This is a genomic window from Kitasatospora cineracea (assembly GCF_003751605.1).
GTDB lineage: Bacteria > Actinomycetota > Actinomycetes > Streptomycetales > Streptomycetaceae > Kitasatospora > Kitasatospora cineracea.
In genome coordinates, this window is record NZ_RJVJ01000001.1 from 2,732,659 (window position 1) to 2,745,173 (window position 12,515).

At 73.7% G+C, this 12,515-nt stretch carries 11 protein-coding genes; 9 read left to right on the plus strand and 2 right to left on the minus strand.

Features of this window, described 5'->3' with window-relative positions; all coding sequences use genetic code 11:
• Positions 1 to 32 precede the first annotated feature (32 nt).
• A complete protein-coding gene (locus EDD39_RS12540) occupies positions 33 to 689 on the minus strand; it encodes a potassium channel family protein (RefSeq protein ID WP_030458285.1) in 657 nt (218 codons plus the stop codon).
• Complete coding sequence (locus tag EDD39_RS12545; RefSeq protein ID WP_123555621.1) at positions 689 to 1,357, minus strand: potassium channel family protein; 669 nt, start codon at positions 1,355 to 1,357, stop codon at positions 689 to 691. Before EDD39_RS12545 ends, EDD39_RS12540 begins: the two co-directional genes overlap by 1 nt.
• A gap of 246 nt (positions 1,358 to 1,603) precedes the next feature.
• On the opposite strand from EDD39_RS12545, the gene EDD39_RS12550 reads away from it, so the two are divergent.
• The 9 genes from EDD39_RS12550 to EDD39_RS42525 all read left to right on the plus strand — a co-directional run bounded on the left by EDD39_RS12550 (position 1,604) and on the right by EDD39_RS42525 (position 12,405).
• Positions 1,604 to 3,685, plus strand: coding sequence for an APC family permease (locus EDD39_RS12550; RefSeq protein WP_123555623.1), 2,082 nt, complete (start codon positions 1,604 to 1,606; stop codon positions 3,683 to 3,685).
• Positions 3,686 to 4,215: 530 nt separating this feature from the next.
• Complete coding sequence (locus EDD39_RS12555) at positions 4,216 to 5,547, plus strand: class I SAM-dependent RNA methyltransferase (protein ID WP_425269750.1); 1,332 nt, start codon at positions 4,216 to 4,218, stop codon at positions 5,545 to 5,547.
• 130 nt (positions 5,548 to 5,677) lie between these two features.
• Entirely contained in the window at positions 5,678 to 7,576 is a 1,899-nt protein-coding gene (locus EDD39_RS12560; protein WP_123555625.1) for a TerD family protein, read from the plus strand.
• 180 nt (positions 7,577 to 7,756) lie between these two features.
• A complete protein-coding gene (locus EDD39_RS12565) occupies positions 7,757 to 7,993 on the plus strand; it encodes a toxin-antitoxin system HicB family antitoxin (RefSeq protein ID WP_030458280.1) in 237 nt (78 codons plus the stop codon).
• On the plus strand, positions 7,990 to 8,403 hold the full coding sequence (locus tag EDD39_RS12570; protein WP_030458279.1) for a hypothetical protein: 414 nt from the start codon (positions 7,990 to 7,992) through the stop codon (positions 8,401 to 8,403). Before EDD39_RS12565 ends, EDD39_RS12570 begins: the two co-directional genes overlap by 4 nt.
• 128 nt (positions 8,404 to 8,531) lie before the next feature.
• On the plus strand, positions 8,532 to 9,362 hold the full coding sequence (locus tag EDD39_RS12575) for a putative RNA methyltransferase (RefSeq protein ID WP_123555627.1): 831 nt from the start codon (positions 8,532 to 8,534) through the stop codon (positions 9,360 to 9,362).
• Between the two features lie 188 nt (positions 9,363 to 9,550).
• Positions 9,551 to 10,879 carry an AAA family ATPase gene (locus tag EDD39_RS12585; protein ID WP_123818391.1) on the plus strand — a complete coding sequence of 443 codons (1,329 nt, stop codon included), beginning with the start codon at positions 9,551 to 9,553 and terminating at the stop codon, positions 10,877 to 10,879.
• A gap of 119 nt (positions 10,880 to 10,998) precedes the next feature.
• Entirely contained in the window at positions 10,999 to 11,331 is a 333-nt protein-coding gene (locus EDD39_RS12590; protein ID WP_244257176.1) for a nucleotide pyrophosphohydrolase, read from the plus strand.
• 183 nt (positions 11,332 to 11,514) lie between these two features.
• The gene (locus EDD39_RS42525) at positions 11,515 to 12,405 is read left to right on the plus strand and encodes a DUF6099 family protein (RefSeq protein ID WP_162870002.1); all 891 of its coding nucleotides are present in this window, start codon (positions 11,515 to 11,517) and stop codon (positions 12,403 to 12,405) included.
• The last annotated feature ends 110 nt before the right edge of the window (positions 12,406 to 12,515 follow it).

Sequence of the window (12,515 nt, forward strand, 5' to 3'; positions counted from 1 at the left end):
CGCGGGGCCCTCCGTCGTGGAGCGGGGCGGGATCAGCCGGCCAGCAGCGTCTCCAGCTCCTCCTCGCGCTCCTGGGCGGCGACGAACAGCAGCTCGTCCCCGGCCTCCAGGGTGTCGCTGCCGCCGGGGACCAGCACCCGGCCCTCGCGGATGATGGTCACCAGCGCGGTGTCCACCGGCCAGGCGACGTCGCCGACCCGGGTGCCGACCAGGGCGGTGTCCGCGGCCAGGGTCAGCTCGACCAGGTTGGCGTTGCCCTGCGAGAAGCGCATCAGGCGGACCAGGTCGCCGACGCTCACCGCCTCCTCGACCAGCGCCGACATCAGGCGCGGGGTGGAGACCGCGACGTCCACGCCCCAGGACTCGTTGTACAGCCACTCGTTCTTCGGGTTGTTCACCCGGGCGACCACCCGCGGCACGCCGTACTCGGTCTTGGCGAGCAGCGACACCACCAGGTTGACCTTGTCGTCGCCGGTGGCGGCGATCACCACGTGGCAGCGCTGCAGCGCGGCCTCGTCCAGCGAGGTGATCTCGCAGGCGTCGGCGAGCAGCCACTCGGCGAGCGGGACCCGCTCCACCGAGATGGAGTTCGGGTTCTTGTCGATCAGCAGGACCTCGTGGCCGTTCTCCAGCAGTTCCCCGGCGATCGAACGGCCGACGGCTCCGGCTCCGGCAATGGCGACGCGCATCAGTGACCAGCCTCCTCGGGGCCCTTGGCGAACGCCGCCTCGACCGCGGTCAGTTCGTTGCGGCGCAGCATCACGTGCACCAGGTCGCCCTCCTGCACCACCATCTGCGGGGTGGGCAGCACGCCTTCGCCGACCCGGGTGACGAACGCCACCCGGACGCCGGCGGCCTCCTCCAGCTCGGAGAGCCGGTGGCCGACCCAGGCGGGGGTGAAGGCGACCTCGGCGAGCTGGACCGAGCCCGACGGGTCCTGCCAGACCGGTTCGGCGCCGCTGGGCAGCAGCCGACGCAGCATCTGGTCGGCGGTCCAGCGGACGGTGGCCACGGTCGGGATGCCCAGCCGCTGGTAGACCTCGGCGCGGCGCGGGTCGTAGATGCGGGCCGCGACGTGCTCGACGCCGAAGTTCTCCCGGGCCACCCGGGCCGCGATGATGTTCGAGTTGTCACCGCTGGAGACGGCGGCGAAGGCGCCCGCCTCCTCGATGCCGGCCTCCTTCAGGGTGTCCTGGTCGAAGCCGACGCCGGTGACCCGGCGGCCGTTGAAGCCCGCGCCGAGCCGTCGGAAAGCGGTCGGGTCCTGGTCGATGACCGCGACCGAGTGGCCTTGTTTCTCGAGCGCTCTGGCCAGGGCGGAGCCCACGCGTCCGCAGCCCATGATGACGATGTGCACGCGCCTACCTCACCCGATCCATTGGGGTCATGACCTGCGTAAACACCGCTCATCGTCCTTCCGTGCACCCGATTCCGGGGGCCACTTGTCGGCCGCGCCTGTGATCCGACGCGAGGGGGCAACTCGGTGTTGCCCGCAAACCCTTCTGCCGACACGCTAGCCGGTCCGCCGAACACAGTCGCGAGCAAGGTGGCCCCGCGAGGCATCCGGTGCCACCCGGAGCCCTTACGATCCCTTGTTGTGCCTATGCCTGCTGACCTACCGAAACGCATCCTGATCGGGCGTGCGCTGCGCAGCGACAAGCTGGGGGAGACGCTCCTCCCCAAGCGGATCGCGCTGCCGGTGTTCGCCTCGGACGCGCTCTCCTCCGTCGCGTACGCGCCCGAGGAGATCCTGCTGACGCTGTCGCTGGCCGGCGCCTCGGCCATCCACTTCTCGTGGCAGATCGGCGTCGTGGTCGCCATCGTCATGCTCGCGGTGGTCGCCTCCTACCGGCAGAACGTGCACGCCTACCCGAGCGGCGGCGGCGACTACGAGGTCGCCACCGTCAACCACGGGCCGAACTCCGGCCTGGTGGTGGCGAGCGCGCTGATGGTCGACTACATCCTCACCGTGGCGGTCTCGACCACCTCCGGCGTGGCCAACGTGGTCTCGGCGGTGCCCGCGCTGCGCGGGCACGAGATGGCGCTGTCGGTGTTCCTGGTCATCCTGCTGATGGGGATGAACCTGCGCGGCGTGCGCGAGTCCGGCTCGGCGTTCGCCGTCCCGACGTACGCGTTCATGGTCGGCGTCATGGGCATGGTGGTGTACGGCCTGATCAGGCACTTCGGGTTCGGGGCCGCGCTGCCCGCGGAGAGCTCCTCGTACCACCTGGCGGCGACGCCCGGGAACAGCTCGCTGGCCGGGTTCGCGCTGGTGTTCCTGCTGCTGAAGGCGTTCTCCTCGGGCTGTGCGGCGCTGACCGGTGTGGAGGCGATCTCCAACGGCGTCCCGGCGTTCCGCAAGCCGAAGAGCAAGAACGCGGCGACCACGCTGCTGATGATGGCCTCCATCGCCGTGACGATGTTCATGGGCATCATCTACCTGGCCCACCTGACCGGCACGCAGATGGCCGAGAACCCGGCCGAGCAGCTGATCGGCGCGCCCGAGAACTACCACCAGAAGACCGTGCTGGCGCAGATCTCCGAGGCGGTGTTCTCCAACTTCACGCCCGGCTTCTACTTCGTCGCCGCCACCACCGGCCTGATCCTGGTGCTGGCCGCCAACACCGCCTTCAACGGCTTCCCGGTGCTCGGCTCGATCCTCGCCCAGGACCGCTACCTGCCCCGGCAGCTGCACACCCGCGGCGACCGGCTCGCCTTCTCCAACGGCATCGTGCTGCTGGCCGGCGCGGCGATCCTGTTCATCGTGGCGTTCGGCGCCGACCCGAACCGGCTGATCCAGCTGTACATCGTCGGCGTCTTCGTGGCGTTCAACATGAGCCAGTCCGGCATGATCCGGCACTGGACCAGGCTGCTGAAGACCGAGACCGACCCGAAGAAGCGCGCCCACATGCAGCGCAGCCGGGCGATCAACACCTTCGGCCTGGTGATGACCATGGCCGTGCTGATCGTGGTGCTCGCCACCAAGATCGGCCACGCCTGGATCGCCATCGCCCTGATGGTCGTGCTGTTCGTCATGATGAAGGCGATCCGCCGCCACTACGACCGGGTCAACGCCGAGCTCAAGGCCGCCGAGGAGCCCGACGACGCCGCCCCGCCGACCCGGGTGCACGCCATCGTGCTGGTCTCCAAGATCCACAAGCCCGCGCTGCGCGCCCTCGCGTACGCCCGCCTGGCCCGGGCCCAGACCCTGGAGGCCGTCACCGTCAACGTCGACCCCGAGGACACCGCGGCGCTGCGGCAGGACTGGGACGAGCGCGGACTGGACGTGCCGCTGAAGGTCCTGGACTCGCCGTACCGCGAGGTCACCGGGCCGGTGCTGGAGTACGTCAAGAACCTGCGCCGCTCCAGCCCGCGCGACGTCGTCGCGGTCTACATCCCCGAGTACGTGGTCGGCCACTGGTACGAGCACCTGCTGCACAACCAGAGCGCGCTGCGGCTCAAGGGGCGGCTGCTGTTCAAGCCCGGTGTGATGGTGACCTCCGTACCCTGGCAGTTGGAGTCCTCGGAGCGGCGCAAGGCGCCCAAGGCGTGGTCCGCGCCCGGCGCGGTGCGCCGCGGTGAGCCGCGGCGGCGGCCGGCGCCGACCGGTTCGGCGAGTTCGGCCGGTTCGGCCGGTCCGGCCGACGAGGGCCGGGGCGGGACGGACACCGCGCCGCGCGACTGAGGCTCGCGCGGCCCGTCCGACCCCCGCATGGCCTTCAATAGGCCCGTGGCGGATCCTTCCCGGTCCGCCGCGGGCCGCCGTGTTTGCCGCACGGCGCGCTCCACCTGCTCCGCCCGCTCCACCCCGCTCGTCCTCCCGCTGTCTCCCGTAAGGAAGCGACCCCCGTGACCCGCAACAACCCGCCCCGCTCCTCCGGTCGCCAGGGCCGCCCCGGCCGTACGTCCGGCGCCAAGCCGGGGCAGGTCGCGCACCCGCGCTGGAGCAGCCGGCCCGCCCGGCCGGAGGCCACCGACCGGGAGGGCAACACCGCCCGCAGCCTGCCGCCGGTACCCGGCGAGCAGCGCCCGGAGCGCCCGGAGCGGCCCGTGAAGGCCGCTCCGGCGAAGGCCGCGCCCAAGGACCGGGCCGGCGCCAAGGACAAGGCCGCCGCCAAGGAGAAGGGCCCGAAGCAGGCCGCGCCGAAGGGCGAGGGCGCGAAGAAGTCGGCCCGGCAGGGGCGCAAGCCCGGGGCGGTGCGCCCGCCGAAGGCGCTGCGGCCCGCGCAGCCGGTGCTGCGGCAGCCCTCCGGGGACCCGCTGGTCGGCGAGCGCTACGAGGTCGAGGTCGGGCCGGTCGCGCACGGCGGGCACTGCGTGGCCCGGCACGAGGGCCGGGTGCTGTTCGTCCGGCACGCGCTGCCCGGCGAGCGGGTGGTCGCTCAGGTCACCGAGGGCACCACCACCTCGCGCTTCCTGCGGGCCGACGCGGTGGAGGTGCTGGAGGCCTCCAAGGACCGGATCGAGGCGCCCTGCCCGTTCTCCGGCCCCGGCAAGTGCGGCGGCTGCGACTGGCAGCACGTCACCCCCGGCGGGCAGCGCAAGCTCAAGGCCGCCGTCCTCACCGAGCAGCTCGCCAAGCTGGCCGGCCTCACCCTCGAGGAGGCCCGCTGGGACGGCTCGGTCGAGCCGGTCGGCGGCAAGCTCCCCGCGGGCGAGGTCCCGGCCTGGCGCACCCGGGTGCAGTACGCGGTCGACGAGGAGGGCGTGATCGGCCTGCGCAAGCACCGCTCGCACGACGTCCAGCCGATTGACCGCTGCCTGATCGCCGCGCCCGGCGTCAGCGAGCTCGGCATCGAGTCCCGCGACTGGACCGGGGTGGCCGCCGTCGAGGCGATCGCCGCGGCGGGCTCCTCCGACCGGCAGGTGATCCTGCGGCCGCGGCCCGGCGAGCAGCTGCCGCTGGTCGAGCTGGACCGCGAGACGTCCATCGCCCGGATCGACGAGCAGGACCTGTTCCACCGCGTCCACGGCCGCACCTTCGTCCGCGAGCGCGCCACCGACCGCACCTGGCGGGTCTCCGAGGGCGGCTTCTGGCAGGTCCACCCCGAGGCCCCCGACACCCTGGTCGACGCCGTCCTCGCCGGGCTCGACCCGCAGTGGGGCGAGAGCGCGCTCGACCTGTACTGCGGCGTCGGCCTGTTCGCGGGCGCGCTCGCCGAGCGGGTCGGCGAGGAGGGCGCGGTGCTCGGCATCGAGTCCGGCAAGCAGGCGGTCGCCGACGCCCGGCACAACCTGGCCGCGCTGGAACACGTCCGGATCGAGTGCGACAAGGTCGAGACCCTGCTGCCCCGCACCGGCATCACCTCCACCGACCTGATCGTCCTCGACCCGCCGCGGGCCGGCGCCGGCCGCGACACCGTCGCCCACCTCAGCTCCCTGGCCGCCCGCCGGATCGCCTACGTCGCCTGCGACCCGGCCGCCCTCGCCCGCGACCTCGCCTTCTTCCGCGAGGGCGGCTACCGCCCGGTCTCGCTGCGGGCCTTCGACCTGTTCCCGATGACCCAGCACTTCGAGTGCGTCGCCATCCTGGAGCCGGTCCGGTAACGGCGCGCGGGGGCACTTCGCACGGGCGCGGGAGCCCTTCCCGCGCCCGTGCGGCGTTTCCCGGGACGGGCCGGAGGAAAATCGGCGTTCGGCTTGAAGCGCTGCTCGGGCCCGGCCCATCCTTGCAGCCATGCCACTCGCTTCCCCGCCAGATGTGTCATACCTGTCCGACTACGCGCACGACTGGGCCCTGGTCGACGTCGAGACGTCGGGCCTGGTCGCCCGGCGCGACCGGGTCCTCTCGATCGCGGTGCTGACCTTCGGGCCGGACGGCGTCCAGACCGGCGAGTACGCGACCCTGCTCAACCCGGGCTGCGACCCGGGGCCGGTGCACGTCCACGGCCTGACGCCGGAGCGGCTGAGTGGCGCCCCGACCTTCGAACAGGTGGCGGGCCGGATCGGGGCGCTCCTCCAGGACCGCGTCATGGTGGCCCACAACGCCCAGTTCGACTACGACTTCCTGGCCCACGAGTTCGCCCGGGCCCGGCTCTACCTCCCCGTCGCGCAGCGCCTGTGCACCCTGGCGCTGAACCGGCGGGTGGAACCGCCCGTCGCGGGCCTTGGCCTGGCGGCCCTCGCCGAGTACTACGGCGTGCCGCAGACCAGTGCGCACGACGCGCTGGACGACACGCGTGTCCTCGCGGGGATCTTCCGTTCTTCGCTGGCCGAGGCCGCACGGCTGGGCGTCCCGCTGCCGCTGGTGGCCTGTCCGCCCCGGCAGGACGCGCAGTTCGCGCCGAAGCCGCCGAAGACCCCGTGCGCCTACCGGAACCCAGGACGTCCGGCGCCGGGGGATCCGCTGGTGCAGGGCATGAAGATCGCGGTCACGGGTGAGACCGCCACCTCCCGGGCGGAGCTGGTGGCGCGAGCCGTCGACGCCGGTCTGAACATCATGTCGTCGGTCAGCCGGCACACCGGAGTCTTGGTCACCAACGACTCGGCGTCGGGTTCGGAGAAGGCGCGGAGGGCGGTCGCGGAGGGCGTCACGATCGTCGACGAGCACACCTTCCTCAAGCTGCTGGCGGACGTGAGACCGGGGACGCCGTACGAAGGGCCGACGAGGGGGAGGGCGTCGGTGGCGGAGCGCCCCGCTGCCCCCGCCGCGCCGGGCCCGGTGGCCGCACCGCCCGTTCCCGTCCCGGCCGGGGCCCCTGCTCCTGCTTTCGTCCCGGCCGAGGCGCCTGCTCCTGTTCCCGCTCCGGCCGGGGCGCCCCCGCGGCAGCGGCCCGCCGCCCCGTACCCGGCCAGGCCGTTCGGCCGTCGGCGGGTCCTGGTCCTGGGCGGCACCCATCAGGAGGCGTCCGTCGTGCGGGCCCGGGTCGTCGAACTGGGCGGGGCGGCAGCGATCAACCTCTCGGCCGGCGTCACCGATGTCCTCCTCCTCCCGGGCGGAGAGCTCGACCGCCGGATGGCCCGCGTCACCGCCCTGGGGATCCCGGTGCACCCGCAGGACTGGCTCGGAACGCCCGCAGCGGAGCCGTTGGACGCCCCGGCCGGGAACGGCGCGGTGGCCGAGGTCCTGTCGCGCGGTGGGGTCATCGACCTGCCGACCGCGGGACAGTGGCACGTGGCCGCCTCCTGGGCGCAGTTGGCGGACTGCGAGATCGACGTCGTCGCCTTCGTGCTCGACGAGGACGAACAGGTCTCCTGCGACGAGGACTTCGTCTTCTACGGTGCGCCCGAGAGCCCCGACGGGTCCGTCCGGCTCCGCTGCGACGGCCCCACCGAACAGAGCATCGCCGTCGACCTCGCGGCGCTGCCGCCCGCTGCCCACCGGATCGCGGTTGCCGCGGCCATCGACGGGGCCGAGACCTTCGGGAGCGTCGGGGCGGTCCAGGTGGTGCTCGCCCCGGGCGTCGACGCCCCGGCCGTCGCCCAGGCCACGTTGGACGCCGCCACCAGCGAGCGCACCCTGCTCCTGGCCGAGATCTACCGTAGGGGCCCGCGGTGGCGCTTCCGCGCCGTCGGCCAGGGCTACGACCACGGCCTGGAAGCGCTGGTGCGCGGGTACGGCGTTGAGGTGGAGTAGCCCCGGTGGGCCGGGTGGGGTGACGGATCTTGCGGAGTGATCCGCTTGCCGGGCAGCGGTGTTGGCGGATCGAGACGGTTGGCCGGTTTTCGCGGGGGTGCGGGCGGACATGGTGGGGGAGCGGGGGAGCGGCCGGTTTGCGCCCTTGTTGTGCTAGCACCTCGGCGCTAGCGTTGAAGGATGGCCAAGAAGCAGCTGAACGTCAGGGTGGACGCGACCACCGCCGAGATGGCCCGCGAGCGGGCGGAGCAGCAGGGGATCAGCATGAACCAGTACATCGAACGGCTGGTGCAGCAGGACATGGGCGAGGCCGGGCGCAACTTCGTGGACGCCGCGGCGCAGTTCATGAAGGAGCACGAGGCGGTGTTCCTGGCCGAGTTCGGGTCGCCCGGCGAACTCCAGGACGTGCGCCGTTGAAGCTTGAGGTCGACCTCTCGTGGCTGCTCATGACCGCCGAGCAGTACACGCCCGGTGACCCGCAGGTCACCGACTACGGATCGCTGCTCGCGGCGATCACCAGGCACCAGGCCGAGGTCTTCGACATCGCGGTCTACCCCGAGCCGCAGGACCGGGCGGCGGCGCTGATGCACCAGCTGATCCGGGTCCCCGCGCTGGAGCGCAACAACGAGCTGTTCGCCACCGCCGTGGCCTACGCGTACCTGGTGGCCAGCGGCTGCCGGGTGGCGACCACCGCGCGGGAGGTGCGCAGCCTGGCCCGGGCGATCCGGGAGGGCAAGCTCGGCATCACCGGCGTGGCGGAGCGGCTGGCGATGTGGGTGGTCGACGAGTCGGAGGAGGAAGAGGTCGGCGACGACGGCGAGGAGTGAGCCGCCGTCGGGCCCGCGTCAGGGGCCGGGAGAGCGACGAGGCGCCCGCGGGCGGGATACCCTCGACGTTCCCCCGGCCCCTGACGGTTCCCGGGCACCGAACGATCTGCGCCGAGGATGCGAGCGAGTTGCTGCAGGACATCGAGCCCTACCTGGTCTGCCCGCACTGCGCCCGCCCGCTGGCACTGGACGGCCGCACCCTGCGCTGCGCCGACAGCCACAGCTTCGACCAGGCCCGGCAGGGCTACGTGAGCCTGCTGGCGGGGGACGCCAAGCAGGGCACCGCCGACACCGCCGAGATGGTCGCGGCCCGCGGCGACTTCCTGGCGGCCGGCCACTACGCCCCGCTGGAACGGGCGCTGGCCGCGGCCGCCGCCGGGGTCGCGGCGGAGAGCGGACTGGTCGCGGACCTCGGCGCGGGCACCGGCCACTACCTGGCCCGGGTGCTGGAAGCCCGGCCGGGCGCGGCGGGCGCGGCGCTCGACCTGTCCAAGTACGCGCTGCGGCGCGCCGCGAAGGCGCACCCGCGGATCGGCGCGGTGGTCTGCGACGCCTGGCGGCCGCTGCCGCTGCGGGACGGCGCCGCCGACGTGCTGCTGAACGTGTTCGCGCCGCGCAACGGCCCCGAGATGCGGCGGGTGCTGCGCCCCGGCGGTCGGCTGCTGGTGGCCGCCCCCACCTCCCGCCACCTGCGGGAACTGGTGGGCGCGCTGGGCCTGCTGTCGGTGGACGAGGACAAGGACCGGCGGATCGGCGAGAAGCTCGGCCCCTGGTTCGCGCCGGTGGAGCGCACCGAGGTGGAGTTCGCGCTGCGGCTGTCGCGGGCGGACGCCGCCGCCGTGGTCGGCATGGGCCCGAGCGCCTGGCACACCGAACCGGCCGCGCTGGCCGCCGCGCTGGCGGCGCTGCCCGAACCGGTGGAGGTCACCGGTTCGGTGCTGGTCACCGCGTACGAGTGACGGGGCCGGGCGGCGCCGGGGACGGTTGGGACTCGAAGGGGTGAAAGGGCGTCAGGAGGGACGTTTCTGCACCTCAGGGCGCACCTAGAGTGCTCCGGGTGACCAGCGAAGCTCCCTCGGCCCCACCCCTGCCCGCCGCCCCCCGCGAGGCGCGGCAGCCGCCTGTCCCGACGGTGGCGTCCGTACCGATGGCATCCGTACCGGTGGCGGTGGCGGCCGTACCGGTGACGGCGCCCGCGCCCGCGACCGCGTCCGCGCCGGAGGTGAAGCGCCCCATCATCGAGGAGCTGCGGCTGACCTCCTTCAAGTCCTACCGGCGGGCCGTGCTGCCGATGGCGCCGCTGACGGTGGTGCACGGGCCGTCCGGGGCGGGCAAGTCCAACGCGCTGGACGCGTTGAGCGTGCTCTCCCGGCTGGCCCTCGGGGAGGAGATCAAGTCCTCGCTGGACGGCGTCGGCGGCCCGCGCGGCCCGCTCGCCGCCCCCGTGCGCGGCGGGCTGATCGGCTGCGTGCCGCACGGGCGCAACGCGATCATCCTGGGCTGCACCGTGCGCTCCTGCGTCGGATCGATCCGGCTCGAAGTGGTGGTGCGCACCGACGAACGCGTCCGGATCGCCCGCGAACTGCTCACCCTGGACGGCCGGACCCTGATGGAGACCGGCGAACAGGACCTCGCCCGCGGCCGGGTCAACGTCACCTGGCACAACGACTCCCGGCAGGGCGACATCCGGGCCCCGTTGCCCAGCGGCAGCCTGATCACCGCCCAACTCCCGCTGCGGGTCGCCGGATCCTCCAAGGGCGAGCGCAAGGTGCTGGCCGCCGCCGAGCAGGTGCTCACCGCGCTGCGCGAGATGTTCGCGCTGCACCCCGTGCCGGCCGCGATGCGCGGCTGGGGCCGGCCCGAGCCGCAGGCCCGGTTGCGCGGCACCGCGGGCAACATCTCCGCGGTGCTCCACCGGCTGGAGCACGAGTGCCCGCGCCGCTGGGCCCGCCTGCTGCGCGCCGTCCAGGCCGCCGCCCCGCACCCGCTGCTCGGCCTCGGCGTCGCCCGCCGCGGCGAGGCCGAACGACAGCGGCTGATCGCCGTCTTCGACGAGGGCGTGCTCGGCCGCACCGGCGCCGACCAGGCCTCCGACGGCATGCTGCGGCTGCTCGCCTTCGCCGCCGTCCTGCTCACCGGCGCGGCCGTGCTGGACGTCGATCCCGCCATCGAAGTACCGGACGCGCACCGGCAGTTGGTGCTGCTCGCCGAGGACGTCGGAGCGGGCCTGGCGGCCGAACAGGCCGCCGCCCTGCTCCGGCTGGCCCGCGAGGTCACCGGCAAGGGCGACATCCGGCTGCTGGCCACCCTCCAGGAACCCGGCGCGGCCCTCGGCCTGGACGGCGTCGAACTGGTCGAGTGCCGACGCGATCCGGCCACCGGCCACAGCCTGCTGCGCCGCACCGAGCCCGCCGCCCGGGTGCCGGTGCAGGGCGCGGCGCGCGGCGAGGACGCGGTGGTAGACCTGGGGGAATGAGCGACGAAGAAGAGCGGACGGTGCCGGACGCGGAGCCCGGGGCGGCGGCACCGGGAGTGGCGGAGCTCGGAGCGGCACCGAGGGTGGCGGAGCCCGGGGCGGTGCCGGGGTCCGAGTCGGTGGCGCCGGGGCCGGAGTCGACGGTCTCCGGGCTGCAGCGGCGGCTGGCCGAGTTCGCGGCCGCCCGCGACTGGCAGCAGTACCACACCCCGAAGAACCTGGCCTCGGCACTGACCGTCGAGGCCGGCGAACTGCTGGAGATCTTCCAGTGGTTGACGCCCGAACAGGCCGCCGACGTGATGTCGGACGAGCGGGCGGCGCACCGGGTCCGCGACGAGGTGGCCGACGTGCTGGCCTACCTGTTCCAGCTGTGCACCGTGCTGGAGGTGGACCCGCTGCGGGCGCTGGCGGAGAAGATCGAGCGCAACGAGAGCAGGTTCCCGGTGCCCTAGGGAGGGTTCCCGAAGTGCCGGGAAATCAGCCGGAATTCCCTCGTGCGGGGGACCCGGGTTGTCCACAGGGCCGGGTTGTCCACAGGTGTGCCGAACCCGCTGGGAGCGGCGCGCGGGCGGCGGCACGCTGATCCCCGTGACCGACCGCCGAAGGACGGCGGCGGTGGAGGAGGGGAGCGCACCATGGAGGCGCTGCGGCTGATCAAGACCGTCCGGCACGCCCTGACCGAGGCCCGGACGACCGGCGACATCCTGCACGAGGCCTGGCAGTCCGGGCTGCTCACCGAAGCGGTGGGAGCCCGGATCGCCGACCACGAGGGGGAGTCCTTCGCCACCCTCGGGCAGTTGCTCTGCGAGGCCGGCGCGCACACCGCGAGCTGCCTGCGGCAGCCGCCCGAACCGGGCCTGGACGACCTGCCCGGCGGCCCGGTCGGCGTGTACCCGGAGTGGTCCGGGCCGACGCTGGTCGAGCGGTTCAGCGCGCTCGGCGAACTGGAGCCGGTGCTGACCGAACTCGCCCTGCTGCTGGAGCAGATGAACGAGAGCCTGGTGGTGCTCGCCTGCGGGGCCGAGACCGAGAGCCTGTACTGGAGCTGCATCGACGGACTGGACGCCGGCTCCGAGTGCCGCGACCTGGTGGCCGAACTCCTGCGCGAGCAGCGGGGTCCGGCGGGTGCACGGGCCCCGGACGACGGGCCGGGGGAACGGGAGGAGCGGGAAGAACGGGAGGAGGGCGGGACGGACCTGTTCGGCGCGGGGGCGCCGGGTGCGGCCCGGCGGGAGGAGCCGAGGCTCGTGGTCCCGCTGGGCCCGCCGGTCCCGGCGGCGTGCGGCGCTCAGCTGCGGGGCGAACCGTCCGCCGGGGTGTCCTGCTCGCCGCGGGTGGCGGCGGCGGAGCGCAGATCGGAGTCGAGTCCGGCCAGGTCGGTGGTGATCGAGGCGAGCAGTTCCTGCATCTGCTCCAACAGCGACTTCGGGGTGGCGGGCGCGTCGCCGTCGGCGGTGTCCGCAGTGGGCGGCTCGGTCCAGGGCTCGGACATGAGGGGGCCCCTTCAGCTCGGTGGTGCGGTGTGAAGCGCCGGGGGTCGGCGCCGCCGGTCCAACGAGCCCCCGCCGCGCGCGGTCACCCCGGACCACCCGTTGAGGTCCAACCGGCGGTCCAGGTCAGCCGCAGGAGTGAGCCG